Origin of the sequence: Nocardia sp. CA-151230 (assembly GCF_050942175.1) — a bacterium.
Classification (GTDB): domain Bacteria; phylum Actinomycetota; class Actinomycetes; order Mycobacteriales; family Mycobacteriaceae; genus Nocardia.
This window is the reverse complement of record NZ_CP192061.1, coordinates 1,890,941-1,915,652: the sequence shown is the minus strand read 5'-3', so window position 1 is coordinate 1,915,652 and position 24,712 is coordinate 1,890,941. Positions and strand designations below refer to the sequence as shown.

At 68.0% G+C, this 24,712-nt stretch carries 22 protein-coding genes; 10 read left to right on the top strand and 12 right to left on the bottom strand.

The annotated features are described in order from the left end of the window. The first annotated feature begins 127 nt into the window (after positions 1-127). A complete protein-coding gene (locus ACQP1O_RS08495) occupies positions 128-874 on the top strand; it encodes an SDR family oxidoreductase (protein WP_433565298.1) in 747 nt (248 codons plus the stop codon). 3 nt (positions 875-877) lie between these two features. Here the strand turns inward: ACQP1O_RS08495 and ACQP1O_RS08490 are convergent, their stop codons facing one another. Next, the gene (locus tag ACQP1O_RS08490; RefSeq protein WP_433565297.1) at positions 878-1,456 is read right to left on the bottom strand and encodes a TetR/AcrR family transcriptional regulator; all 579 of its coding nucleotides are present in this window, start codon (positions 1,454-1,456) and stop codon (positions 878-880) included. A gap of 117 nt (positions 1,457-1,573) precedes the next feature. Between ACQP1O_RS08490 and ACQP1O_RS08485 the strand changes: the two genes are divergently transcribed. Together ACQP1O_RS08485 and ACQP1O_RS08480 are read left to right on the top strand one after the other, a co-directional pair. Next, positions 1,574-3,298: a nitroreductase family deazaflavin-dependent oxidoreductase gene (locus ACQP1O_RS08485; protein ID WP_433565296.1), complete on the top strand. Its 1,725-nt coding sequence runs from the start codon at positions 1,574-1,576 to the stop codon at positions 3,296-3,298. A gap of 145 nt (positions 3,299-3,443) precedes the next feature. Further along, positions 3,444-4,316, top strand: a complete 873-nt coding sequence (locus ACQP1O_RS08480; protein ID WP_433565295.1) for a class I SAM-dependent methyltransferase — start codon at positions 3,444-3,446, stop codon at positions 4,314-4,316. On the opposite strand, the gene ACQP1O_RS08475 is transcribed toward ACQP1O_RS08480, so the two are convergent. From ACQP1O_RS08475 to ACQP1O_RS08450, 6 genes are all read right to left on the bottom strand, one after another. Continuing rightward, complete coding sequence (locus tag ACQP1O_RS08475) at positions 4,289-5,320, bottom strand: zinc-binding dehydrogenase (RefSeq protein ID WP_433565294.1); 1,032 nt, start codon at positions 5,318-5,320, stop codon at positions 4,289-4,291. The two genes, ACQP1O_RS08480 and ACQP1O_RS08475, sit on opposite strands and share 28 nt — an antisense overlap. 40 nt (positions 5,321-5,360) lie before the next feature. Further along, positions 5,361-6,239: a VOC family protein gene (locus tag ACQP1O_RS08470; RefSeq protein ID WP_433565293.1), complete on the bottom strand. Its 879-nt coding sequence runs from the start codon at positions 6,237-6,239 to the stop codon at positions 5,361-5,363. Positions 6,240-6,267: 28 nt separating this feature from the next. After that, the gene (locus ACQP1O_RS08465) at positions 6,268-7,350 is read right to left on the bottom strand and encodes a 2Fe-2S iron-sulfur cluster-binding protein (protein WP_433565292.1); all 1,083 of its coding nucleotides are present in this window, start codon (positions 7,348-7,350) and stop codon (positions 6,268-6,270) included. Between the two features lie 132 nt (positions 7,351-7,482). Continuing rightward, the gene (locus ACQP1O_RS08460) at positions 7,483-7,728 is read right to left on the bottom strand and encodes a hypothetical protein (RefSeq protein WP_354834988.1); all 246 of its coding nucleotides are present in this window, start codon (positions 7,726-7,728) and stop codon (positions 7,483-7,485) included. An 11-nt stretch (positions 7,729-7,739) separates the two neighbouring features. Next, positions 7,740-8,912 (bottom strand): Rieske 2Fe-2S domain-containing protein, encoded by a 1,173-nt coding sequence (locus ACQP1O_RS08455; protein ID WP_433565291.1) that lies wholly within the window; start codon positions 8,910-8,912, stop codon positions 7,740-7,742. A 159-nt stretch (positions 8,913-9,071) separates the two neighbouring features. Continuing rightward, on the bottom strand, positions 9,072-9,587 hold the full coding sequence (locus ACQP1O_RS08450; RefSeq protein WP_433565290.1) for a flavin reductase family protein: 516 nt from the start codon (positions 9,585-9,587) through the stop codon (positions 9,072-9,074). Positions 9,588-9,821: 234 nt separating this feature from the next. Here ACQP1O_RS08450 and ACQP1O_RS08445 point away from each other — a divergent pair, with 234 nt between their 5' ends. From ACQP1O_RS08445 to ACQP1O_RS08430, 4 genes are all read left to right on the top strand, one after another. Next, positions 9,822-10,655: an IclR family transcriptional regulator gene (locus tag ACQP1O_RS08445; protein ID WP_433565289.1), complete on the top strand. Its 834-nt coding sequence runs from the start codon at positions 9,822-9,824 to the stop codon at positions 10,653-10,655. A 37-nt stretch (positions 10,656-10,692) separates the two neighbouring features. After that, on the top strand, positions 10,693-11,331 hold the full coding sequence (locus tag ACQP1O_RS08440; RefSeq protein ID WP_356997345.1) for a PadR family transcriptional regulator: 639 nt from the start codon (positions 10,693-10,695) through the stop codon (positions 11,329-11,331). 81 nt (positions 11,332-11,412) lie between these two features. After that, complete coding sequence (locus ACQP1O_RS08435; protein ID WP_433565288.1) at positions 11,413-13,221, top strand: MFS transporter; 1,809 nt, start codon at positions 11,413-11,415, stop codon at positions 13,219-13,221. A 226-nt stretch (positions 13,222-13,447) separates the two neighbouring features. Beyond that, on the top strand, positions 13,448-14,668 hold the full coding sequence (locus ACQP1O_RS08430) for a bifunctional 3,4-dihydroxy-2-butanone-4-phosphate synthase/GTP cyclohydrolase II (protein WP_433565287.1): 1,221 nt from the start codon (positions 13,448-13,450) through the stop codon (positions 14,666-14,668). Between the two features lie 25 nt (positions 14,669-14,693). Here ACQP1O_RS08430 and ACQP1O_RS08425 read toward each other — a convergent pair whose 3' ends face one another. The 4 genes from ACQP1O_RS08425 to ACQP1O_RS08410 form a co-directional block, all read right to left on the bottom strand. After that, positions 14,694-15,740, bottom strand: a complete 1,047-nt coding sequence (locus tag ACQP1O_RS08425; RefSeq protein WP_433565286.1) for a hypothetical protein — start codon at positions 15,738-15,740, stop codon at positions 14,694-14,696. A gap of 44 nt (positions 15,741-15,784) precedes the next feature. Then, on the bottom strand, positions 15,785-16,927 hold the full coding sequence (locus tag ACQP1O_RS08420; RefSeq protein WP_433565285.1) for an erythromycin esterase family protein: 1,143 nt from the start codon (positions 16,925-16,927) through the stop codon (positions 15,785-15,787). Positions 16,928-17,835: 908 nt separating this feature from the next. Next, positions 17,836-19,287 carry a DUF222 domain-containing protein gene (locus tag ACQP1O_RS08415; RefSeq protein WP_433565284.1) on the bottom strand — a complete coding sequence of 484 codons (1,452 nt, stop codon included), beginning with the start codon at positions 19,285-19,287 and terminating at the stop codon, positions 17,836-17,838. 28 nt (positions 19,288-19,315) lie between these two features. Next, complete coding sequence (locus ACQP1O_RS08410) at positions 19,316-19,930, bottom strand: TetR/AcrR family transcriptional regulator (protein ID WP_433565283.1); 615 nt, start codon at positions 19,928-19,930, stop codon at positions 19,316-19,318. Between the two features lie 53 nt (positions 19,931-19,983). Here ACQP1O_RS08410 and ACQP1O_RS08405 point away from each other — a divergent pair, with 53 nt between their 5' ends. Both ACQP1O_RS08405 and ACQP1O_RS08400 read left to right on the top strand, forming a co-directional pair. After that, positions 19,984-20,832, top strand: coding sequence for an alpha/beta fold hydrolase (locus ACQP1O_RS08405; RefSeq protein ID WP_433565282.1), 849 nt, complete (start codon positions 19,984-19,986; stop codon positions 20,830-20,832). A 60-nt stretch (positions 20,833-20,892) separates the two neighbouring features. After that, on the top strand, positions 20,893-21,810 hold the full coding sequence (locus ACQP1O_RS08400; protein ID WP_433565281.1) for an alpha/beta hydrolase fold domain-containing protein: 918 nt from the start codon (positions 20,893-20,895) through the stop codon (positions 21,808-21,810). Positions 21,811-21,812: 2 nt separating this feature from the next. Here ACQP1O_RS08400 and ACQP1O_RS08395 read toward each other — a convergent pair whose 3' ends face one another. Further along, complete coding sequence (locus ACQP1O_RS08395; protein WP_433565280.1) at positions 21,813-22,250, bottom strand: MmcQ/YjbR family DNA-binding protein; 438 nt, start codon at positions 22,248-22,250, stop codon at positions 21,813-21,815. A 99-nt stretch (positions 22,251-22,349) separates the two neighbouring features. On the opposite strand from ACQP1O_RS08395, the gene ACQP1O_RS08390 reads away from it, so the two are divergent. Further along, the gene (locus tag ACQP1O_RS08390) at positions 22,350-24,653 is read left to right on the top strand and encodes a LuxR C-terminal-related transcriptional regulator (RefSeq protein WP_433565279.1); all 2,304 of its coding nucleotides are present in this window, start codon (positions 22,350-22,352) and stop codon (positions 24,651-24,653) included. Positions 24,654-24,712: the final 59 nt, after the last annotated feature.

The window sequence follows — 24,712 nt, the reverse complement described above, 5'->3', positions numbered from 1 at the left end:
GGCACCGGGAACAGATGGCGGTGATCCGCCTTTCCATCAACGTGGACATTCGACCAAAAAGTTGAACCCGACGAATGTCCGCACCGTTCGACATCGACATAGGACACGAGATTCAGGAGATGGGCCAATGGATTTGAGACTGGGCGGCAGAACCGCGCTCGTGACCGGCGCGTCGGCGGGCATCGGCGCGGAGATCGCGCGGGTACTCGCCGCGGAGGGCTGCCACCTGCATCTGGCCGCCCGCAACAAGGAGCGGCTGGACGAAATCGGCGAGCAGCTGCGCGCCGAACACGGGGTGCACGTGCGCTCCCACCCGGTGGACCTGCGATCGACCGAGGATCTCACCGGGCTGGCGGACGCGGTCGGTGCGCCGGACATCCTGGTCAACAATGCCGGTGACATTCCGGCCGGAACCCTGGGGGCCGTCGACGCCGAAACCTGGCGGCACGCATGGGAACTCAAGGTCTTCGGATACATCGACCTGAGCCGCCGCGTCTACGCGGAAATGAAGCGGCGCGGCGGCGGCGTCATCGTGAACGTCATCGGCTCGGCGGGCGAGCGGCCCGATGCGGAGTACATCGCGGGCAGCACCGGCAACGCTGCGCTCATGGCGTTCACCCGCGCGCTGGGCAGCCGCAGCTGGCGCGACGGCATTCGGGTGGTCGGCATCAATCCGGGCCCGGTGGCCACCTCGCGCATCACCACACTCATCGAGACCAATGCCCGCTTCGCCGAGATGGCGGCGAACTTCCCGTTCGGCCGCCCGGCCCATCCGCGTGAAATCGCCGATACGGCAGCGTTTCTCGCCTCGGACCGGTCCGGCTACACCACCGGCACCATCGTCACCATCGACGGCGGCCTGAGCCTGATCTGAGGCTCAGCCGACCGAGGTCGTCTTGCCCGTGTGCAGGGCGACCAGGTCGGCCATCTGCCGGCCGGCCCGCTCCAGGGGTGCGGTCGAGCGGGTCGCCAGCGACATGACGACCGCGCCCTCGACCGCCGCGATGATGGTGGTCGCGAGGGAGCGGGCGGTGTCGGGTTCCACGGCCTCGGCCTCGAGCCGGTCGGCCAGGATGCCCTCCCACTCGCCGAAGGTCTCCCCCGCCACGTCGGCCGCCTCGGGCGATTCCGATCGGCCGAGCGCCGCGGCCACGATCGGGCAGCCCGCGGTGAAGTCACTCGAGACCAGCACGTCCCGCCACAGGGCCGGGAAGGCGGCGATGGCGCCGGCCAGATCGGTGCCGGCGGTGACGGTTCGCATGAGTGCACTGGTGGCCTGCCCGGCGGTCCGGGTGGCCTCGGCGACCAGTTCGGATTTCCCGCCCGGGAAGTTCAGGTAGATCGACCGGCGGGAGATGCCGCTGTGCTCGAGCAGCTGCGCGATGCCGGTCCCGGCGATGCCATTGCACCGCATCAGGGCGATGGCGCTGTCGATGAGGCGGTCGCGGGCACCCATGGACGATTCCTCCTTGCTCTATACCGATCGGTGTACTACCGTTTTCGGATATACCGATTGGTCTACCTCAGTGTAGTCCGCCGCTCTACTCTTCGACGAGGAATCGGGGCCCACACCATGCCGTCAGCATCCACCGCGCGACAGTCGACACTGCACGATCCCCTGCCACTGGCCAGCGGTCAGGTGCTACGCAATCGGATCATGAAATCCGCCCTGAGCGAAGGGCTGGCGAAGGGCGACAATGCACCCGACGCGCGGCTGGAACGACTGTACGACCGCTGGAGCCGCGGCGGCTACGGCCTCATTGTCACCGGCAATGTCATGGTCGACCGCCGCCACTGCGGCGAACCCGGGAATGTGGCCATCGAGGACGAACGGCATCTGGAGGCCCTCACCCGCTGGGCCGAGGTCGCCAAGGACGGCGGCGCCAAGGTCTGGGTGCAGCTGAATCATCCCGGGCGGCAGGCCAATCCGATCGTCACCCGGACCCGCGCGGTCGCACCCTCGGCCATTGCCATGGGCATCCCCGGCGTGCCCGCCCCGCGCGAGCTGACCGAGGACGAGATCCTCGACATCATCGCCCGCTTCGGCCGCGCCGCCCGGGTCGCCGAGGCCGCCGGATTCGACGGCGTCCAGATCCACGGCGCGCACGGCTATCTGGTCTCGCAGTTCCTGTCCCCGCTGTCGAATCAGCGCACCGATGCCTGGGGCGGCGACGCCGAGCGCCGGCGGCAATTCGTGGTCGAGGTGGCGCGCAGCATTCGCGCGGCGGTGAGCCCGGGCTTCGGGCTGGGCATCAAACTCAATTCGGCCGACTTTCAGCGCGGCGGTTTCACCGAGGACGAGTCGCGCACGGTCATCGAGGAACTGTCCGGCGAGCAGGTGGACCTGTTCGAAATCAGTGGCGGCAGTTACGAATCCCCGGCCATGATGGGCCGGCCGCGCACGGCCTCGGAAGGCACTCGCGCCCGCGAGGCGTACTTCCTGGACTACGCCGAGACCGCCCGGCAGGCCGCGGGCGCGGTCCCGATCGCGGTGACCGGCGGCTTCCGCTCCCGCGCCGCCATGTCCGACGCACTGGCCGGCGGCACCTGCGATCTGGTCGGCCTGGGCCGCCCCGCGGCCGTGATCCCCAGCGCCGCAACCGATCTGCTCACCGATCGTACCGACGCGCTGCGCCCGCCGCACATCTCGCTGGGCCTGCCCCCGCGCCTGGCCGCCAATGGCGGCCTGAAGTCCTTCGACGGCGCGCTCGACCTGCAATGGCACACCGACCAGCTGCACCGGCTCGGCGCGGGGAAGGACCCCGATCCGGACCGCTCGCCCTGGCTGACGGCGGTGACCATGCTGCGCCGCAACGGCTTCGACGCCTTCCGCAGCAAGCGGTCCGCCGCCCCGCGCACCACCGCCGACCGGGCGGCCCGCAAGTTCCGCACCGAGCGCGCCATGGGCCGCTATGTGATGAACCCGACCGTCCGCGCCCTGGACCGGATCGGCATCCGCACCGCCTTCGCCAGCGAGATCGAAACCGTCGGCCGCAAGTCCGGGCAGCCACGCCGCGTGCCGGTGTCGCAGCTGTTCGACGATGAGGGCGCGTGGGCCATCTGCCAGCACGGCCTGCGGTCGGGCTGGGGCCTGAACCTCACGGCCAATCCGAATGTCCGTGTCCGCCAGGGTGATGACTGGCGCACCGGCACCGCCGCGCTGCTCCCCGACGACGATGTGGTGGCCCGTGCCCGCACCTTCGCTCCACATCCGGCGCTGGCCCCGTTCACCCGTGGCGTCTTCGCGGCGCTGGAGAGCGATCCGGTGACGGTCCGGATCACCTTCACCGATCGATAGTCCGAGGGCATTTCACCGTAATCGGAAATTTATTTCCGTGTGATATGGTGAAAGCGAAAGCGAATTCTCCTGTCTACCATCGGATCTCGCGGTAGCGATTACCGATATCGGGCTGCCGCGCATCCTTACGTGGAGGGAGAATTCGATGGACAACGGCTCGACGGACAACAGGGGCCCGAGCCGGACCGCGATGATGGCGGCGGCCGGTCGCGCCGCGCATCTGATCGTGGATCGCCCACCGCATCTGTTCCAGGACACCGTGGCCGAGACGCTGCTGGGCGAGCGGGCCGCCGAACTCATCTCCTATCACCGGGAGTCCGGCGATCACCCGGTGCTCAGCGGCACCAGATCCCAGGTCAGCGCCCGCAGCCACTACACCGAGGCCCGGCTTGCGGCCGGCGAGTTCGAGCAGTACGTGATCCTGGGCGCGGGCCTGGACTCCTTCGCCTACCGCTCACCCCTGGCGGGGCGGGTCGCGGTCTACGAGGTGGACCATCCCGCCACCCAGGCGTGGAAGCGGGAATTGCTCGCCGCCGCCGGAATCGGCTTCTCCACGGTCGAATTCGTCGGCGTCGATTTCGAACGCGACAACCTGGCCGCGGAATTGACCGCATACGGCTTCGACCCGAATCGGCCCGCACTGGTGAGCTGGCTGGGCGTCACCATGTATCTGACCGAATCGGCGATCGGCGCCACCCTGGACACGCTGTCGGGCTGGGCGCCCGGCACCGAATTGGTGATGGAGTACGCGCTGCTGCCGGAGCTGCGCGACGAATCCGGTTGTGTCTTCGCCGAATTCGCGCTCGCCGCCACCGCGGAACAGGGTGAGCCGATGCTCAGCTTCTTCTCACCCGAGTCCGTGACCGCGCTGCTCGACCGGCACGGTTTCGGTGTGGCCGAACACATTTCGCAGCACACCGCGGTCGACGCCGCCCTCTGGCAGCGCGCGGACGGCCTGCGGCCGGTCGACTTCTGCCGACTGGTGCGCGCTCACATTCCGGGACGGACCAGGATCTGAATGTGATCGTCGGGATTGCGCAGTGACTCGATGGCACCCGCGACCCCGTCCAGCCCCACCTGATCGGTGATGAGCGAGGCGGCGTCCACGGTGCCATCGGCGATGCGGCGCAGGGTCTTCGCGTACTCCTCGTGCGGGTACACCATGCACATCTGCAGCGAGATGTCCTTGTAGATGCCGACGATGGGCCGGATGACATCGTCGGTCATGACCGCGCCGATCTGCAGGATGGCCGTCTCGCGCGGGACCTTGTACATGAGGTCGTTGAGCAGTCCCGGCACCGAGGCGCACACCCACACGTGCAGCTTCTGCCCCGGCGCGGACAGCTCCTGCCACACCTCGACCGGATCCTCGACGGCCGGATCCACCACCCGGTGCGCGCCCAGCCGCAGCGCGGCCTCCCGGCGCAGCTTCGATGGATCCGAGGCCACGATGGGTGCGACGCCGCGCTCGTCCAGCGCGGCCACCGCGCCCAGACCGACAGGCCCGCAACCGATCACGATCCCGGTCCCGTCCGGCCCGATGCCGGTGCGCGCCACATTGCCGAACCCGACCGCCAGCGGCTCGGTCAGGGCCGCGACGTGCGGCGGCACATGATCGGGAATGGGCTCGAGCGCCATGGCCTGCAACACCATGCGCTCGCCGAAGCCGCCCGGGAACTCGTTGGAGTATCCGACTCCGTGGATCCCGCCGGCGGCGTCCAGCGCCCAGGGCAGCGCGACCACGTGCTGCCCCTCCACGAACGGTGTGTCCGTTCCGGCGCCGATGACCCGGGCCGCCAGTTCGTGACCCAGCACCAGGTCCCGGTGCGGATCGAACAGAAAGGTCGGCACGCCGCTGTCGCGCGAGGCCTGCAGGAACTCGTCGGTGTGGTCGAGCGCCTGCTTGTCGGATCCGCAGATCCCGCAGGCGATGGTCTCGACCAGCACCTGCCCGGGTCCGGGGACCGGTTCGGGTACCTCGTCGACCACGAGCTTCCGATTCCGCATGACTACCGCACGCATGTCACTGTCCTTCTGTGCCGGGAGCGCGGGAGCGGGCGGGTCAGCCCCTAGCCCACTCGTGGCCCCAGTAGCTGTCGGCGGTCATCTCCTCGGCGACGTAGTCGTCGCCGACGAGCATTCCCTCGCAACCGAATTCGAGATCCCAGTTGCCCGGGGTGCGGACGTAGAAGGAGATCATCTTGTCGTTGGTGTGGCGGCCCAGCGTGGAGGACACGTGGTAGCCCGCCTTGTTCACACGGTCCAGGGCGCGGCCCACATCGTCGAGCGAATCCACCTCGACCATGACGTGCACGATGCCCGGGCCATCCGGCCGCGAGCCCGGAATGAGCGCCAGGCTGTGGTGGCGGGCATTGACGCCCATGAAGCGGATCCAGATCGGGTGCTCGGGCGGACCCACCCGGAACGAGCCGCGGGAGGCGAAGCCCAGCACCTCGGTGTAGAACTTGCGCGCCTCTTCGATGTCGCGCACCGGCAGCACCACGTGGCCCAGACCCAGGTCCCCGGTGACGAACCGGTTGCCGAACTTGCCGACCACCGGGCTGTGGTCCAGCAGCGGGCCGTGGAAGACCTCGATGGTGAACCCGGACGGATCGACGAAGGCGATGGCCTCCTCGACGTGCCGGTTGGCGGCCTCGGCGAGCGTCAGCGCGGTGACCGCGACGCCGGCCTTCTCCAGGATCTCGCGCACCAGCTCCAGCGAGCGCCGGTCGGCGACCTGCCAGCCGACGGCGATGACCGCGTCCCGGTCGCCGGGCACCAGTTCGAGCCGGTAGGTGTGCTCGTCGACGCGCAGGTACACCGAATCGGCGTTCGGGCCGGAGCCCTCGGCGAAACCGATGGTGTCGAAGGCGAATGCGCGCCAGGCGTCCACATCGGCGATCTGGGCGCGCACGTAGCCGAGCGAGGCGAAGGCAGCCATGGTGATACTCCTCGGGAGATTCGGGATATCAGGAATAGGTGACGGTGACGTCGTCGGTGATCGGAACGGCCTGGCAGGCGAGCACATAGCCGTCGGCGATGTCCTCCTCCTCCAGAATTTCATTGCGGCGCATGCTCACCTCGCCGGAGACCACCCGGCACACGCAGGCGCTGCACGCGCCCTCCTTGCACGAGTACGGGGCGTCCAGACCCTTGGCCAGCATGGTGTCGAGCAGGGTCTGCTGCCGCGGCCAGGTCAGCTCGTGGTTCTCGCCGTCGAGCTCGACCCGCGCGAGGGCGGCGTCACCGTCGTCGGCCACCACCTCGGTTGCGGCCGTGTCGATCTCGAACGGGTTGCCGGACAGCGAGACGAACTTCTCCGAGTGGACGCGCTTGCGGTCCGCGCCGAGCTCGGCCATGGCCGCCGCGACCGCGTCCATGAACGGACCGGGACCGCAGACGAAAACCTCCCGGCCCGCCCATGGACGCGCCATCGCGGCCAGGCCGGCCACGCTCGGCAAGCCCTGCACCGACTGCAGCCAGTGCAGCACCAGGAGCCGATCCGGCTGCGCGGCAGCCAGTTCCGCGAGTTCCTCGGCGAAGATCACCGAATTCTCGTGCTGGTTGGCGTAAATCAGCGTGCAGTGGCCGGAGCCCTGCGCCAGTACGGATTTCAGGATGGACAGCACCGGTGTGACACCGCTGCCGCCGGCGAACAGCAGCAGGTCGGTGTCCAGCGACTCCGGGGTGAAGATGCCGGCGGGCGGCAGCACGTCCAGGGTCAGGCCCTCGGTGGCGTTGTCGCACAGCCAGTTCGAGCCGTAGCCGTCGACGGTCCGCTTGACGGTGACCTTCAGCGGACCGCCCTCGTGCGGCGCGCTCGACAGCGAGTAGCAGCGGCTCACCGACCCGGTGAGATCGCTCGGGATGCGCAGGGTCAGGAACTGTCCCGGACGATACGAGAACCGGTCGGCGTGCGCGGCGTCCGGCGCCAGCTCGAGCGACACCGCGTCGGCCGTCTCGCGCACCACGCGCACGATCCGCACCGATGTGATCCCGCTCACCTGCGCGGCTTCCACAGCCGCGTCCACCTCGAAGTCCGTGACCGTCATCCGTTCCACCAGTTCCATTCCTGTGCTGTCAGTTTCGACCCCGTCCCGGAGGGGTATCCGCTACTCGGGGCCGACCGCCGACGATGTCGGGAGGCCCACCCGGAGGTCGCCGACCGCAGCCGGCGACCCCACTCAGGCCAGAGTTCGCCCGCGAGTGCGCACGTCCACGTCACGCGTGCTGACGGTCAACGCACCCGAGGCGACGGCCTCGTCGATGCTGGCCCGCAGCGCCGGGCAGGTGTGAGCTCGCAGCCCGGTGTCCGCGAGTTCCGTGCAGGCGGCCTGCGCGTCCCTGTTCCACTGCACGCTGGTGTGCTGGTCGCTGTACTTCTCCACCAGCACGCAGGTCCCGCAGGAGCGGCACGAAACCTTGTCCATGGCAGCGTCTCTCAGCCCTGTGCCACTGCGTCGGAGGCGGTGCTCGCAACGGCGGCTTCGCGCTTGGCGATATTGTCGGCGACCTCGGCTTCCCACGCGGTGACCGCGCGGGTGGTGTCCACCTCGTACTCGAAGCGGTCGGTCATCTCGTCCTTGACCTCGGCCGTGTCCACGTAGAACTGCTCGTACCAGCGACGCAGCTGGTAGACCGGCCCGTCCTCCTCGCACAGCAGCGGATTGTTGATGCGCGACTTGCGCTTCCAGATGGCCGCGTCCTGCTCGAAGCCCTTGCCCAGGCCGCCCACGAACTTCTCGGCGATCTCCTGCGCCTGCTCGGCGGGCACGCCCTCCGGCCTCTTGGCGATCGCGCCGTACATGAGCACGAACTGGTCCTCGTCGATCGGATAGTGGCAGTTGATCAGGTAGCCCTCGACGACCAGCCCGTTCGGGCTCTCGCTCTCGAGGTAGTCGATCATGTAGGAGGGCCCGTAGTAGGAGGCCTCCGACTGCAGGATGTTCTTGCCGCCCAGCGCCTTGGCGGTCTCGCCCATCATGTCCTCGCGCGACACGGAGGTCATGTACTGGCTGGCGGTGTGGCCCTCGAAGACGTTCTTGAAGAAGGTCGGGAAGCCGTAGTGCACGTAGAAGAAGTGCGCCATGTCCACGACGTTGTCGACGACCTCGCGGCAGTTGGCGTCGACGATCATCGAGTTCCAGGTCCAGTCGGTCCACTCGTCGTCGAAGGCGGCGTCGATGCGCGGGATCGCCAGCTCGGCCGGCGGCTGCTTGCCCTCCGGGTCGTTCCAGACGAACAGCATCTTGTTCTCGACCATGGTCGGCCACGCCTTGGTGCGGGCCAGCGGGGGCACGCGACGCGCGTACGGGATGCCGGTGCACTTGCCCTTGCCGTTCCAGCGCCAGTCGTGGAACGGGCAGGCGATGGAGTCGCCCTTGACGGTGCCGTCGGCCAGGTTGCCGCCCATGTGGGGGCAGTACGCGTTGAGCACGTTGAGGGTGCCGTCCTCGGCCGCGAACACCACGATCTCGGTACCGAAGGCCTTGACGGTGTGCGGCTTTCCATCGCGGAAGGAGTCGGCCAGGCCCAGGCAGTGCCAGCCGCGCGCGAATCGCGCCGGGGGCTTGCCCGCGTCGATGACCCGCACCTCACCGTCCATGGTGGTCATGTGAATTCCTCTCCCTTGCCTTGCTTCGATGGTTGCGGCCGATGTGACGGCGACGACAGCGCAGTCTCACTGGCCGGGCTGTGACTACTGATGGACGAGACGACCGCGCCGGCCGATGGCCGGGACGACTACGCCCACTGATGCTCGGGACGACCGTGCCTACTGCGTGTCGAGACGACCGAACGCCGCGCGATAGAACAGCAGCGGCTTCGCCTCGGAATGCTCATTCAAGCAGGTCACGCGGCCGATGACGATGGTGTGGTCGCCGCCGTCGGCTTCGTCGTACAGCTCGCAGTCGATGGAGGCCATGGCCCCGGCGAGCAGGGGCGAGCCGTTCTCCGAGGCGGTCCACTCCACGCCCGCGAACTTGTCGGCGCCCGGACGCCCGAGCTGACGGCAGATCTCGGCCTGATCGTCGGCCAGGATGTTCACGCAGAACCGGCCCACCTCACGGATCCTAGGCCAGGTGCTCGAGGTCCGCGCCGGGAAGAAGCTCACCAGCGGCGGGTCGATGGACAGCGATGCGAACGACTGGCACGCGAAGCCGAGGGGTTCGTCCTCGTCAAGGGCGGTGATCACGGTGACTCCCGAGCAGAACCTGCCGAGAACGGTCTTGAATGCCGTCGCGTCGATGGCCGGTGTCCGGCCGCCGGGCACATTGACACCAGTAAGCACCGGCGCCTCCTTATTTCGATCCGAAATATAGCTAGCAGTCATGACAGCAGGTCGCGCGCAGGAGGCGTCAACTCCGTGGTTCGGTGATCGGGACACGGATGCGTAGGTTTTACGTAGTTCTCCCGATTCCGCAGGTTGTGGCACAAGGCACTGTGATGGGTAGCACAAGCTCCGAACTAGGTACATGCCTAATCGGAATAGTCCTAGACTGGATATGAACCAACGGAGGTACATATGTCCGTCACCATGCTGCCCCCGGCGGAGACTCGACACCCACACAACCCCATGCGCGCCAAGGAATCTCGCGCCAGCGCTGAGGTTCCCGTCTCGATGATCGAGCGGATGACCTTGATCCTGGACGCTTTCGACGCATCCACCCCAACCCTCACGCTGCTCGGCCTGGTCGAGCGCACCGGGCTGCCGCGGTCCACCGTGCACCGGATCCTCGACCAGATGATCAAGCTGCGCTGGCTGGCCCACACCTCGGGCGGCTACCGGCTGGGCATGCGCGCACTCGAGCTCGGCGGACTCACCGCCGACCACAACGAGATTCGCGATGCCGTGTCCCCGCTGCTGCACGAGCTGAGCCAGCGCACCGGCATGGTCGGACACCTGGCCGTCCTCGACGGCCGCGACGTGGTCTACCTGGACAAGGCCGGCGGCCGCTTCGCCGCCAGCCTGCCCACCCGCCTGGGTGGCCGGATGCCCGCGCACGCCACCGCGCTCGGCAAGGCCATGCTCGCCTGCCTGGAGCCGAACATCGCCGACGCCGCGCTGCGCACCCGGCTGCCGCGCCTGACCCCGCGCACCATCTGCGAGCCCGAGGCGCTCTCGCGCGAGCTGCAGCAGATCCGCATGCGGCAGGGCGTGGCCATCGACCGCGAGGAGGCCGTCGCCGGAATCGCCTGTGTCGCAGCGCCGCTGCGGGGCCGCGGCACCGCGCCCGCCGCGCTGTCGCTGTCCGGCCGCGCCGACGGCATGAGCTACGACCGGCTGGCCCGCGTCGTGCTCGAGGTCGCGCACGAGGCCGGCCGCACCCTGTTCCCGCGTCGCGCCCACTGGCGTTGAGCGGAGCCAGGGCATGCGGGGGCGATACAGTTCGATCATGACCGATGGCGTGCCCGCCGAAGAGGCGCAGGCGATTCCGGAACTTCCCACAACGGCGTGGGCGGTTCTCGGAATGCTCTCGCACGCCGAAGAACTGTCCGGATACGACCTGAAGAAATGGGCCGACTGGAGTCTGCAGTTCTTTTACTGGAGTCCGTCGTTCAGCCAGATCTACGCCGAGCTCAAGCGTTTGGAAAAGCACGGCTACGCGATCTCCCGGACCGTGGTGTCCGAGGACGGCATGCGCGGCAAGCGCATGTACGCGATAACCGAGAGCGGGCGCGAAGCGGCCTCGAACTGGGTCAACCACTCCCCCGTCGAGGCTCCCGTCCTCAAGCACAGCGTGATGTTGCGGGCCTGGCTGGGGCACCTGGCCGAGCCCGAGCGCATGCGCGAGATCCTCACCCAGCACATCGAATACACCGAGACCATGCGGCGGCGCGCACAGGCCGACGCCGAGGGCGCGGATGTGAATCCGGACTGGGCATATCCCAGCGCGGTATTGCGTTGGTGCGTCAAGCATTACGAGGCCGAAAAGGAATTCGCCGAGGATCTGCTGGCGGATTTGGACAAATTGGCGAGACAGCGTAGCCGTCGGAAGCCTGCGAAGAAGCAGAATTCCAGCGATTCCCACTGAACGGACTTGGTGATAGTCGACGCCCGGTGGCCGTGACACGGTTCACACGATCGTGTTACTACCCACCCTGGAGGACGCCACATGTCCACCTCCGTCGACACCGCGGTGCCGCCCGGAACTGCGCCTGACGATTCCGGTCGCCTCGACGGCGCATCGCAGCTGAGGATCTGGTCGGTCCTCGCGATCATCGTGCTGTTCACCGAGGTCTCCCCGATGCAGTACGTGATGGTCGCGTCCGCATTGCGGCAGATCGCGCCCACGTTCCCCGACCAGGGCGCGAACATCAACTGGGCCATCATCGTCTTCGGCATCTTCGGCGCCGCCGTGTCCCCGCTGATCGGCAAGCTCAGCGACATCTACGGTAAGAAGCGGATGTTCCTGGTCTGCAGCGTGCTGTTCATGATCGGCACGGTCATGTGTGCCATCACCAGCAACTGGGCGGTCTTCCTCGTGGGCCGCGCGCTGGAGGCGACGGCCATCGCGACCACCGTGGTGTCCTACGGCCTGATCCGGGACCTGATGCCGCGCCGGATGGTTCCCATCGGTCTCGGCATCGCCTCCACGGGTCTGGGCGTATCCGCCCTCGCCGGTCCGCTGATCGGCGGCTACATCACCGATCACTACTCCTGGCGTGGACTGTTCTGGTTCCTGTTCGTCTTCACCGTGATCATGCTTCCGCTGCTGATCATTTTTGTGCCGGAATCGAAGCTGCGCACCCCGCAGCGCCTGGACATCATCGGCGCGGTGCTGCTCGGCGCGGGCGCGACCCTCACCCTGCTGTACCTGGACAAGGGTCAGGATTGGGGCTGGACCAAGCCCTCCACCCTGGTCTGGCTGATCGCCGGCCTGGTGCTGCTCGCGCTGTTCCCGATCGTGGAGATGCGGGCGAAGCACCCGATCATGGACATGAAGCTGCTGTTCAACCCGCGAGTCAGCGTGGTGCTGTTCATCGGTCTGCTGGCCTCGTTCATGATCGGCTACCAGTCCTACGCGACCGGCTACATGACCCAGTCGCCGCCGTCCGCCGAGGTGGTCCAGCAGGTCAAGGACGCCACCTGGGATCAGGTGAAGGCCGGGGCGCTGAGCCAGGCGCAAGCCACGGCACTCACGCAGGCGCGGGCCCAGGGTCTCGCCGCGGCCGAGGCACAGGCCAAGGCTGCGATGCCGCCGGGCATGGACCTGCCGCCGGATGTGGTCAAGATGTTGACCGACAAGGTGAATGCGCAGGTGACCCCGGAGGTCGTCAACGCGCAGGTGCCGCCGGAGCAGGTGTACCAGCACTTGCCGCCGGACATGGTCAAGGTCGATCTGAACCCCGGCTACAGCTACGGTGACAACTTCTCGCTGCTGAAGTTCGCCACCCACGTGACCCTCGCGCAGTCCTTGATCGCCATGGTGTTCGGCTTCCTCGGCGGCCTGTGGATCCGGCGCTCCGGCGCCCGCTGGCCACTGGTGACGGCACTGGTCATCTTCGGCGGCAGCGGCCTGGCCTATGCGGCCCTCTCGCACGGCTGGCAGACGCAGGCGCTGATCAGCGCGGTGTACGGTGCGGCCTTCGCGCTGTACTACGCGTCCACGCCGAACCTCATCGTGGAAGGCGTTCCGGCACAACAGCAGGGCATCAGCGCCGGCATGCTGGGTGTCATGCAGGCCATGGGCGCGGGCATCGGCCTCGCGGTCGCGACCGCGTTCCTGGTCGCCAACCCGGTCCAGGCCGTGGTGACGGTGGCAGGTCAGCCGCCGGTCACCAAGGACATCCCGCTGCTGTACGCCGACAAGGGATACGAGATGGGCTTCTACTTCGTGGCGATCTCCGCCACGGTGGCGCTGATCGGAGCGTTCTTCATGAAGCACGGCCGGACCCCGGCCACCGGTGGTGCCGCGCACTGACCCCCTCCGCGTGAAGCACTGACAATCGAATGAACAACGGCCCGGAGGCGATTCGCCTCCGGGCCGTTGTGGCGCACTGGAAAACTCCGTCACCACTATGGCTCGCGACGCGCGCTCACCGCACTTTCCTGACCGCTGAGCGGGACCTCACCTCGTTGTTCCGCACTCGTCATATTTCGATTGGAAATAGGTCGCCAGCCCGTGCGGCCGGAGGAGGTGGTCGACGATGACCGGTGAACTCGACTCGATCGCGGCCGCGGTGGCGGCGGTGGCCCGCGGCGGCATGGTGCTGGTCGTGGACGACGAGAACCGCGAGAACGAGGGCGATCTGATCCTGGCAGCCGAGCATGCGACCGCGGAGAACATCGCGTTCCTGGTGCGGCACACCAGCGGGGTGCTCTGCGTGCCCATGGCCGGCGAGGACTGCGACCGCCTCCAGCTGCCGCCGATGACCTCAATCAACGAGGACCCCAAGGGCACCGCCTACACCGTCTCGGTGGACGCCGTTTCCGGTGTCAGCACCGGCATTTCGGCCGCCGACCGCGCCTGCACCATGCGACTGCTGGCCGACCCGCGCACCACCGCGGCCCAGCTCTCCCGGCCCGGGCACGTGTTCCCGCTGCGTGCGAATCCCCGTGGCGTGCTGGGCCGTCCGGGCCACACCGAGGCCGCCGTCGACCTGATGCGCCTGGCCGGGCTGCGTCCGGCCGGTGTCATCGCCGAGGTCGTCAATGACGACGGCGGCATGGCGCGGCTGCCCGAGCTGCTGGTCATGGCGCGGGAATGGGGTATCCCGCTGGTCTCCATCGCCGACCTGATCGCGCATCGGAAGCAGTTGGAGCACGGCATCATCCGCGAGGTCGAGACCCGGCTGCCCACCCGATTCGGCGACTTCCGTGTCTACGGCTACTCCGACGCCCACACCGGCGCGGAACACCTCGCCCTCGTCCATGGCGACCCGTCGGGCGAGAACACGCTCGCCCGAGTGCATTCCGAATGCCTCACCGGCGACGCCTTCGGCTCGCTGCGCTGCGACTGCGGCGAACAACTCGACGCCGCCCTGGAGGCCGTCGCCGAGGCCGGGCGCGGCGTCATCGTCTACCTGCGCGGCCAGGAGGGGCGGGGCATCGGCCTGCTCAACAAGCTCCGCGCCTACGAACTCCAGGACGCGGGCGCGGACACCGTGGACGCGAACGTCCGCCTGGGCCTGCCCATCGACGCCCGCGACTACGGCGCCGCCGCCCGGATCCTCGCCGATCTGGGTGTGCGGTCGGTGCGCCTGCTGAGCAACAACCCGGCGAAGCAGTCCAGCCTCGAGGCCAACGGCATTGCGGTGCACGCGCGGATCCCGCTGCAGACCCAGCCGACCGAGCACAATGTGCACTACCTCGCCACCAAGCGCGATCGGATGAGCCACCAGCTCCCCCATATCCCCGCGGTCGGGTAGCCACATCCCGGGGGTAGCACGCGCGTCAGGTGTCCTCCGGTTCCCGCTCGTCCCACTGCAGTCCGAGCCGGAAGGCCTGCAAGCCGGGCTTCGAGGGCGACAGCCACGCCTGAAACCGTAAGTCCGACGGATATTTCGCACCCGATCGGCGGATGGCGGCCTTCGTCTCCGCCGCGATCTGCCGCGCCGAGGCGACACCGTGGTTGAACATCTGGCCGCGCACCCCGCCGTCCTCGCGCACCTCCAGCCGGGACTGGGCGTTGGAGGCGAAGAAGCCCTGCGCCACCCACTCCGGCTCGTCGGCCAGGGTGAGAACCCAGATCGCGTGCGGCACCAGGGGATGCAGGACCGGGAGATCCACCGCCAGGGAGAGGAACAGCCGGTCGATGTGGTCGTCGAGTTCGTCGAGGGTCAGTGCGTCGGGCCTCTTGTAGCCGAGGGCGCCGACCTCCGTGCGGCGCGACTCGTCCGGCCAGGCCAGCCAGCATTCGGCAGGCCGGTGGTCTTCGTCGTACTCCCAGTCGAATTCGCGCTCGACCGTCCGCGGCCCGCGCGGCTCGATCCGCAGGCTCACCTCGATCGGGCGGATCGATCGGCCCAGCGTCACGATATCGTCGGGGCGCAGCCAGATCGCCAGGGCGCCGGGACCGCCCACCAGGTCCGGTTCGCCCAGGACGCCGATGCACTCGGCCAGCGCGGTCGTGAACACATGATCGACGAGCGCGGGCGGACAGGGGTACGACAGCAGGAGTTGTTTGATCTCCCCGTATCCGAAGCCCGGTGCGGTGATCGAGCGCGGGGTCTCGACCGCGACGAGCGCCGCGCCCTCCGCAGTCAGCGCAGCTGCGTCGCCGGTCGATTCCCACCCCAATTTCGCGTAGACGCCGTCGATCTCGGTCCGGGACCAGGTATCGAGTTCGGCGGCCAGCAATACCGATACGGCCTGACCGAAGCTACCGAGTTCCACGCGGCGCCCGTAGTTCCGCGCCCACCACTGGTTGGCCTCCGCATTGCGTTGCCGCCGTTGCTCTTCCGTCGGATGCCGGATCTCTTCGCCAAGGTCTTCGCTCATCGCGGCAGCGTATGTGACGGGGACGCATCGGATGGCCGTGGGATTCACGGCAGCCAGTGGACCGGGGTCACCTCCCGGATATGGACGAGAATGTCGAAGGCCCTCGACAGGTTGCGAATCGCCAAGTGCTCGTCCGCATCCCGGACCGGGTCGTAGACGCCGCTGATCACGCGCATATTGGCCGGAGCCGCGATCGGGGCGGTGCGCATGTCCAGCCAGAGTCGCGGAAGGCCCAGCTCACCCAGCGCCGCGTCCAGGAAGTCCGGTGCGGGGGCGGGGACCTCGGCCACACCGAGATCGCCGTGGTGGAAGCCGATGGCTACCGCGGCATAGTCGCGGCCGAAATGCTCACGGAGAACGCTGCCCACACTGGATTTGGAGACCTGGTCCCGGGCCAGACCCAGGGCCGCATCATCGGCGGAGATATGCGATATGCCGTCCCAGTACACGGTTCGCAGTCCGGTGCGCTGGTAGTGGCCGATGATCGAGGAGGCCCACAGTTCGGCTTCACCCGCGTAGCTGCCGCGACCCGCGACGCTGTGGCGGTGGAAGTCCTCGATCAGGGCCATTCGGGCCCGGACGGTTTCGCTGATGTTCGGGATGGATGCGAGGAGCGTCGAGGCGTCGCGGGCGTGGTCGAGGAACGGGCGGCCCGGGTGGACGCCTCGGGCGCGTTGGACGTGCTCGTCCAGCGTGTGGGCAGTGCGGATGGGCTCCAGGTGAGCAGCGAGATCGGCCGCACGATTCGGGGCCTGGATTCGCACCGCATCGAGGACGGCGTCGTAATCCTCCGGCTTGGCCTGGGCCGGCTTGACGCCGATGATGCGCACTTCATCGCCGGGATGGGCCTCGTTGAACTCACGAATCCAGGTCAGTGCCGCAGCCATCTCCGCTGTGCGCCAGGGACGCCAGGCCAGCTCGAGAGCCGACGCCGCCGTCCCCCTGCCCTGCCGCACGTGGGCATCCAGGGTCTCACCGACATCGGCGCTGTCCTGGATGGCGAGCGTACGGAATCCGTGGTGCGCGACCAGATTCCGGAACAGCTCGTCGCGAAGCGCGAACGTCTCCTGGGCGAAACGCGTCGACTCGCCGATCCCGACCACGGTCGCGGCTGACAGTGACTGCGCGAGGGTGTCGATCGTAGTGGCATCGAAAGGGGCGGCACTGAGTGTGGTTTCGGTCGGCATGACCTCACTCTCCAACCTCAACCAAGGTTCAGGTCAAGCCCGAAGAGACAAAACCCAAAAACCAAAAGACGCCTGGAGAAGGGAAGGGGCCGGGCTGACGTCCGCGCCTGCGCCCACCGGCCCCCTCGCCTTTGAAGCCGCATGTGGGGTTGCCGCAGGAGGTATTCCTTCAGATCACGGGGTTGGGGTCGGCACATGATGGTTGTCGGCGGTGTGGTGCCGGCAGTGGCGGTTGGGATCGGAGAAGCAGTGGCGGCGGTGGTCGCGGGGGCAGGGGCAGTGGCAGGAATTTCGGTGTGGGCGTTTGCGGATCGGAGATACCCGGTGGGCCAGCGGGGGCGCGGGGCTGGTTGCGGGGGTCATGGTCGCGGCGGTGGCTGAGATGCCCGTGGCACATGTAGGTCACAGTCCCACTGACGGGAAACTCGGTGCAGGCGTGCTGGATTCGAAGATAGCAGGTGAGCCAGCGGCCGCCAGGGGTCGTCGCAGGCAGCCACGGTCGCGGCGATCGCTGAGATACCCATGGCACATGCAGGTCACAATCACACTGACGGGAAACTCGGTGCAGGCGTGCTGGATTCGGCAATGACAAGTGAGCCGGCGGGGACCGGAGGTAGTTGCGGGCGGTCACGGTCGCCGCGGTAATTGCGGTCCAAATGGTGGCTGTAGGGGCGATGGCCGTACCGAGCGCGACGGTGGCAGGAATATTGCTGTGGGCGTGGGGGTTCGGGGATCAGCGGGGAGCTTTGCGGTGGGGTTGTCTGTAGAAGGTGATGCGTGCAGTCCGTGGGCCGGGATCGGCGGGAGACGGTTCCCGAACTCGGCGTCAGCCCAAGTCCGGTAGGGCAGGCGACGCAACCACACCTCCCCGTCCCTGCGCACACCAGCGGGGCACGAGCAGCCGGGAATCAGGCTGCCCGTGAACCCCACCTCCGGCAACTGAAATCGATGGCAGCGGCGACCCACTGCCCCACGTGATGTCGATCGTTCACCCGAGGAATGCCGGTCGGGTCAAGACGTTTCGGAGCAATCCAACCCGTCCGCCCCCGATACGGGGAATCCTTGCCCATAACAACGGTTCTCCACCCCTCGGCACTGTCGTTCACCAGCGCGTGGCAGTGATCGCACACCAACGTCAGGTTGGTCAGGTCGGTGGGTCCACCCTTGGCCCAGTCGGTGACGTGGTGCACCGCGCACATGCTCGCGGGTGCATCGCATCCGGGGCGGGTGCAGCCCTTGTCGCGGGCGATCAACGCCAACCGCTGGGCGGGAGTGGCCAGGCGCTCGCAGCGACCCAGGTACAGCGGCAACCCGTTCGCGTCGAGGACCGCCAACACCGGCCGGGTGCCCTCGGCCATCTTCAACGCCTCGTTGATCGAGACGTGGCCGCCCGAAGCGGTGGTCGCGACCCCGGCCCCACGCTCGAGGTCCACGATGGACATGGTCAGGATCGCCTGCACCGGCAGACCCCGGTGGGAGCCGAGCTTGGCCGGGTCGACGCCGGGCTGCACCAGAGCGAACAAGGCGTCGTGGGTGCGCTGCCCGGCATCGCGACGGTCACGACGCGCCGCGGCCTCGAGCACCGTCGAATCGACCACCTTGACCGTGCCGGCAACACTGTCGGCATCGTCGATGTTGCACATGCCCGGGCGGGCCAGCTTGGCGAACACCGCATCCAACAACGCCCGCAACTCAGGAGTGATCCAGCCCTCGATCCACGACATCCCGTCCACCCCGGGACGACCCAGGATCAGACCCCGGCGACGACGACGGTCGGCGTCGGAGACAACCTTCCCGTCCGGGTCGACACGAGCGAGGATGTCGCGGCCGATCCTCGGCAGATCGTCGGGCCACCCGATACGGGAGTGGCCGACCAGGATGTCCTCGGCCTCGGCGCGCGTCTCGGTGGGGATGTCGGTGGGCAGGTGGTTCATGACGTCGATGATGTTGCGGACATGATCACGCGAGATATCGCCTGCTTCAAAGGCTTCAGCGGTCTCGGCCAAGGTGGCCGGGCGCAGGTGTCCGGTGGGTTCGAAGAATTCTCCGCACTGGCGGGTGATCTTCACCCGCACCGACGCGTCGTACCTCGACAATCCCAACGTCTGCCGCAGGAACGGCACCACATCCCTGGCCCCACTGCCTTCGGGCAGCGAACGGTGGCAGGCTTCGATGATCAGGCGTGAATCCAACGCGGACAGTTGTCGTTTGCAGGTTTCCAGGCGCTGCATCAATTCCACGCCATCACCGTCGGAGAACCGGTTCAGGTTGCCGTGGAGGACAGAAGTCGACAGGGTTTCGACAGCGGCCGCCAATTCGGCGATACCGCATGCGTCGAGTGTCACCCCCGTCGAATTCATGCTTCGATTTTACCGCCGAATGGAGATGCTAGGAACCCGAAATGTCCAGTATCCCTTGCCTTTTCATAATTTCCGAGACACGGGCACCCATTGTTCTACCGGCAGCCAAAAGCGGTTCTGTCGATCGCAGGGTTCGACTGAGAATGAAAGCTCCTTCCAGCGCACCGAGAATCGCAATCATCAGCTCCCGGGCATCGGCCGCTTCCAGGCCACGACGGATGAAATAGCCTGTGCCCTCGTCGATCCAGGAGTTCATGACTTCCGCTGCCACGTCACGAATTCCGGGTTCGCTGTCGGCCACTTCCCCGGCCACGGTGCCGACCGGGCACATGTTCATCCAGCCGGCCTGCTCGATGGTTTCCGCGGCGGCGGTGAAGGCGGCCGGGACGGCTTCGCGGAGGTCGTCGTGGGCGTCCATCAGGAGCGGCAGCAGCTGGATGTAGGCAGCGCCCGAGACGCGGAGGGCTTCGGCGGCGATGGCCGACTTTCCGGCGGGGAAGTGGTGGTAGAGCGAGCCCATCGGGGCGCCCGACGCCGAGGTGATCTGTTTGACGGTGATCGCGCTGTAGCCCTGGACGCGCATGAGTTCGGCGACGGCGGTGACCAGGCGATCCCGGGTGGTGGTTGACAGCTTCTCGCTCACCCGTCCAGACTAGAGCAAACGCACTAGAGCGTGTGCTCTAGAGGGGAGATATCATGCCGACTGTCGAGCTGAGTGCGGGACGGGTGCACTACGCCGAGCGGGGTGAGGGGCCACCGGTGGTGCTGCTGCACGGGCTGCTGATGAACCACACGGTGTGGGACGAGGTGATCGGCAAGCTGCCCGAGGGCTTCCGGTACGTATTGCCGGATCTGCCGCTGGGGTCGCATCCGGAGCCCTTGCGCGAGGGCACGGACCTCACCTTGCGCGGGCTCAATCAGCTGATCGCGGATTTCCTTGCCGCCCTGGACCTGCGCGACGTCACCCTGGTGCACAGCGACTGGGGCGGCGGGCTCTTCCTCACCGCCTACGGCCTCGACGAGCGCGTCGGCCGGTTGATCGTGCTGCCCTGCGAGGCCTTCGCCAACTTCCCGCCCGGCCTGCCGGGCAAGACCGCCATTGTGGGCGCGGCGCTGCCCGGTGGAATCACCCTGGCGCTCAAGCAGTTACGCGTCCCGTGGCTGCGCTCCTCACCCCTGCTGTTCGGCTGGATGGCGCGCTATCCGCTCAGCGACGAGATCATCCGCGGCTGGACCGATCCCGGCCTGCGGGACAAGCGGATTCGGCGTGATCTGCTCGCCTACGCCCGATCCCGCCGCGACAAGGCCGAGCTCATCGCGAATACCGAAGCGCTGCGCGACTTCCGGGGCGAGGCCCTGATCCTGTGGTCGTCGGCCGGCAAGGTGATGCCGCGCGAGCATGGCCGCCGCCTGGCCGAGCTCATTCCCAAGGCGCGCCTGGTGGAGATCGACGACGCCTACGTCCTGTCGATGCTGGACCAGCCGGATGCCGTCGCCGCCGCCATGTCCGCCTTCCTGACCGGCGCGGTCATCGAACACCGCTAGGGCATCGGTCCGATTCGGTATGGTCGAGGCCGCAGACGGACTACCGGACGGGAGGCGCTGATGCCCAGCTTGCTCAGTCGGGCGGTGCCCGCGTATCTGCGGGTCGTCCGGGCCAATCGGCCGTTCATCACCGCCGAGGGTGCGCGCGAGCATATTCGGGAGCGCAGCCTCCGGCCCCAGGCGTACGGCCCGCCGCGCCTGTTGCGCTCGGATGTGACCATCGAGGTGCGCCGGGAGGCCGGCTGGCCGATCTACACCCTCACGCCCCGATCCGGCCGCGCACGAGGCAATGTCGTGTACTGCCACGGCGGCGGCTGGGTCAATGAGGTCGCCCGGCAGCATTGGCAGCTGGCCGCCGATATCGCGGCCGAGGCGGGCACGACGGTCACGTTGCCGATCTATCCGCTCATCCCCTACGGCACCGCCGATCAGGTGATCCCCGCCTTCGCGAATCTTGTTCGTGCCAATCGAGACCAGTACGGCACGGTCTGCCTGGCGGGAGATTCGGCGGGCGGCCAGATCGCGTTGTCGACGGCGGTCCTGCTCCGCGACGAGGAGCAACCGGCTGTGCCTCGGACAGTGCTGATTTCTCCTGCCCTGGACCTGAGCCTGAGCAATCCGGAGATCCTCACCGTCCAGGCCGAGGATCCCTGGCTCGGACGCGATGGCGGCCTGGTCCTCGGAGACCACTGGCGCGGCCCGCTCTCGATCACCGACCCGCAGGTCAGCCCACTGTTCGCGGACTTCACCGGCCTCGGCCCGCTCACCGTTTTCTGCGGCACCCGCGACATCCTCGTGCCCGACACCCGGATCATGGTGGACAAGGCTCGGGCCGCCGGGGTCGAGGTCGACTATCACGAGGCTCCCGAACTGGTCCACGTCTACCCCCTGACGCCGACGCCCGAAGGCCAGCGGGCGCGCAAGCTCATCATCGACGCCCTGCACGGCGCGCTGGCCCCGGCATCATCTCCGGCCTAGCCTCAGCCGGATTTCCCTGCGCCGGACCCGTTTTCGGCCAGCCACCGCCGTGCCCGGGTGGTCGAGGCGCGCGAAAGCCAGGCGTCCTGCACGACCTCGGTGAGTTCCTGCAGGCTCAGTTCGGGAATTCGGCTGCCGCGCACCAGAACCGAGAGATGCCCCTGGAAATGCTGCGTCGTGAAGAACGGTGTATCCGGGTCCTGGGTCAGGGCCAGTTTGTCGTCCTCCGACGGCACCCAGAAGACGATGACGTCGTCGTACCGCTCCCCCGTCTCGGGATCGAAGGCGTCCGGGCGCGGCGTCCGGAAGAACACGAAGGATTTGCGGCCGACCTGGTAGACCGGGTTGCCCGCGGGCCCGCGTTCGATGGTCACGTGCGGCATTCCGGTCGCCAACTCGTGGACGTCCGCGAGGCGGGCTCGGCGCGTTCGGCTCGGCATCCGGTCGAGTGTATCGCCGGACACACTGCGAAGGGTCGCGAGCAGCGTTTATGTAAGGTCGCTGGCACTGAATGCGGCAAATCACATAGGTTGGACGGCATGGCGCGGCGTGTCAATGGAAACCTCCCCGAGGAGGTGACTAGCTTCGTCGGCCGCCGCGATGACCTGGCTACTGCGAAGCGACTGCTGCCGACCACCCGGGTACTCACCCTGCTGGGCCCAGGCGGCATGGGGAAGACCCGCCTGTCACGACAGATCGGGCACCTCGTCGCGCGCGCGTTCCCGGACGGCGTGTGGCTGGTCGAGCTGGCCGATGTGCAGGACCCCGCCCTCGTCACGCTGAGCGTCGCCGAGGCGTTGAACCTGCGCGACGAATCCACCGCGCCGCTGCCCCGGCTCACCGAGTTCCTGGCCGACAAGCGACTGCTGCTGATCCTGGACAACTGTGAGCATCTGGTCGAGGCGGGCGCGGCGCTGGTCGGCCGCATCATCGCCACCACACCGGATGTGCGGGTGCTGGCAACCAGCCGCGAGGTACTCGGAATCCCCGGCGAACAGGTCATGCCGGTGCCGCCACTGACCGTCCCCGAAACCGCCGGCGGTGACAGCGACGCGCTGCAGCTGTTCATCGAACGCGCCAGCGCCGCCAACCCCGGCTTCCAGGCCACCCCCGCCAACCGGCCGGTGCTGGCGGAGATCTGCCGCCGCCTCGAGGGCATGCCGCTCGCGCTGGAACTGGCGGCGCTGCGGTTACGCATGTTCACGCCGGAGCAGATCCTGGACCGCCTCGACGACACCATCGGGCTGCTCAGCGCCGGGCCGCGCACCGCGCCGCAGCGCCAGCAGACCATCGAGGGCGCGATCCGCTGGAGCTACGACCTGTGTACGTCGGCGGAACAGGCGCTGTGGGAACAGCTTTCGGTGTTCGCCGGCGGATTCGACATCGACGCCGCGGAGGCGGTGTGCGAGCTCGGGTCCGCGTCACTGATCGAGGCGCTCACCGGGCTGGTGGACAAGTCGGTGGTGATGCTGCGCTTCGAGGGAGATGTCGCCCGCTACTCGATGCTGGAGCCGATCCGCCAGTTCGCCGCGGATCGGCTCGCCGAACGCGGTACGGCGCAGGAGGTTCGAGCCCGCCACCGCGAGCACTACCGGCAGCTGGCCATGCGCGGGCGGACCGCGTACTGGACCGCCGAGGACGTGGAATGGTTCCGGGAACTGAGCCGCGAGCACGCGAATCTCCGTGCCGCCCTGCGCTCCGGCCTCGAGGACGAACCGCTCCGCACCATGGGTACGGTGACCGTGCTGCGGCCGTTCTGGGAGCACAACCGCTTCCTGTCCGAGGGCTACCGCTGGCTCACCGACTCGCTGGCCCGCAACCCGGAGCGGACCCCCGAACGGGCCAAGGCGCTGTCGTCGGCGGCCTCACTGGCCGCGCTGCTCGGCGATCAGGAATCCGCGGCACGCCTCGTAACCGAATGCATGGAATTGGCTGCCGCCCTGAGCGATACCGATATCAGGGCCGAGGTGGCCCTGGACCGGTCGCTGCTGGCCTTCTCCGCCAGCGAACGCGAGCGCTCGCTGGAACTGGGCCGCAGCGCCATCGAGCTGGCGGCCGCCACCGGACAGCCCGCCATCGAAATGGACTCATATGCCTTCTCTTTCATGGCGGCCATGGTGCTGGAGGCGCCCGGCCGCACCGAATTGGCCGAGCGTTTCCTGAAACTCACCACCGACAGCGGTTCGCACCTGCTGGGCGGGCTTGCGCTGTGGACGGTCGGGATCGACCACTGGCGGCGCGGCGAACTCGAGGCCGCCGCCGAATTCCACGGCCGCGCCATCGAGGAGCTGGCCCTGTTCGAGCGCTGCATCTGGCTGTCCTCGGCCTTCGAGGGGCTGGCCTGGACGGTCTCCGCGGACGGCGACCACGAGCGGGCCGCCCGCCTGCTGGGCGCGGCGGAATCCCTGCAGCGCAGCACGATTCGGCTGGCCCACACCATCACCGTCGCGGTCGGCGAGAAGGAGCGGCTCAAGGTCCGGGAGGCGCTGGGCGAGGAGGCGTTCCGCACCGCGTTCGGCGCGGGCGCGAGCCTGCCGCTGGAGGAGGCCATCGACTACGCCCTCGGCCGCACCGCCGCCGAGCCGGAACCCGTTGCGCCGCCGCCCGCTCTGAAGCGGGCTCCGCGCGCGGCCACCACGACCCTGTCCGAAACCAGTGTGCTGACCCGCCGTCAGAAGGACGTCGCCCGCCTGGTCGCGGCCGGTCACAGCAACAAGCGCATCGCCGCCGACCTGGTCATCTCGGTCCGGACGGCCGAGACCCACGTCGAGCACATCCTCACCAAGCTCGGGCTCACCTCCCGCACGCAGCTGGCCGCCTGGGCACACGAACACAACCTGTAGATCCGCCGACTACGCGCGACCCGAATCTGTCACGGCCGAAGGCACATTCGGATCGGGCG

Excerpts from the sequence above, each read along its gene's own strand:
- ACQP1O_RS08495 (WP_433565298.1), top strand. The coding sequence starts at position 128 with ATGGATTTGAGACTGGGCGGCAGAACCGCGCTCGTGACCGGCGCGTCG.
- ACQP1O_RS08490 (WP_433565297.1), bottom strand. The coding sequence starts at position 1,456 with ATGGGTGCCCGCGACCGCCTCATCGACAGCGCCATCGCCCTGATGCGG.
- ACQP1O_RS08485 (WP_433565296.1), top strand. The coding sequence starts at position 1,574 with ATGCCGTCAGCATCCACCGCGCGACAGTCGACACTGCACGATCCCCTG.
- ACQP1O_RS08480 (WP_433565295.1), top strand. The coding sequence starts at position 3,444 with ATGGACAACGGCTCGACGGACAACAGGGGCCCGAGCCGGACCGCGATG.
- ACQP1O_RS08475 (WP_433565294.1), bottom strand. The coding sequence starts at position 5,320 with ATGCGTGCGGTAGTCATGCGGAATCGGAAGCTCGTGGTCGACGAGGTA.
- ACQP1O_RS08470 (WP_433565293.1), bottom strand. The coding sequence starts at position 6,239 with ATGGCTGCCTTCGCCTCGCTCGGCTACGTGCGCGCCCAGATCGCCGAT.
- ACQP1O_RS08465 (WP_433565292.1), bottom strand. The coding sequence starts at position 7,350 with ATGACGGTCACGGACTTCGAGGTGGACGCGGCTGTGGAAGCCGCGCAG.
- ACQP1O_RS08460 (WP_354834988.1), bottom strand. The coding sequence starts at position 7,728 with ATGGACAAGGTTTCGTGCCGCTCCTGCGGGACCTGCGTGCTGGTGGAG.
- ACQP1O_RS08455 (WP_433565291.1), bottom strand. The coding sequence starts at position 8,912 with ATGACCACCATGGACGGTGAGGTGCGGGTCATCGACGCGGGCAAGCCC.
- ACQP1O_RS08445 (WP_433565289.1), top strand. The coding sequence starts at position 9,822 with ATGTCCGTCACCATGCTGCCCCCGGCGGAGACTCGACACCCACACAAC.
- ACQP1O_RS08440 (WP_356997345.1), top strand. The coding sequence starts at position 10,693 with ATGACCGATGGCGTGCCCGCCGAAGAGGCGCAGGCGATTCCGGAACTT.
- ACQP1O_RS08435 (WP_433565288.1), top strand. The coding sequence starts at position 11,413 with ATGTCCACCTCCGTCGACACCGCGGTGCCGCCCGGAACTGCGCCTGAC.
- ACQP1O_RS08430 (WP_433565287.1), top strand. The coding sequence starts at position 13,448 with ATGACCGGTGAACTCGACTCGATCGCGGCCGCGGTGGCGGCGGTGGCC.
- ACQP1O_RS08425 (WP_433565286.1), bottom strand. The coding sequence starts at position 15,740 with ATGAGCGAAGACCTTGGCGAAGAGATCCGGCATCCGACGGAAGAGCAA.
- ACQP1O_RS08420 (WP_433565285.1), bottom strand. The coding sequence starts at position 16,927 with ATGCCGACCGAAACCACACTCAGTGCCGCCCCTTTCGATGCCACTACG.
- ACQP1O_RS08415 (WP_433565284.1), bottom strand. The coding sequence starts at position 19,287 with ATGAATTCGACGGGGGTGACACTCGACGCATGCGGTATCGCCGAATTG.
- ACQP1O_RS08405 (WP_433565282.1), top strand. The coding sequence starts at position 19,984 with ATGCCGACTGTCGAGCTGAGTGCGGGACGGGTGCACTACGCCGAGCGG.
- ACQP1O_RS08400 (WP_433565281.1), top strand. The coding sequence starts at position 20,893 with ATGCCCAGCTTGCTCAGTCGGGCGGTGCCCGCGTATCTGCGGGTCGTC.
- ACQP1O_RS08395 (WP_433565280.1), bottom strand. The coding sequence starts at position 22,250 with ATGCCGAGCCGAACGCGCCGAGCCCGCCTCGCGGACGTCCACGAGTTG.
- ACQP1O_RS08390 (WP_433565279.1), top strand. The coding sequence starts at position 22,350 with ATGGCGCGGCGTGTCAATGGAAACCTCCCCGAGGAGGTGACTAGCTTC.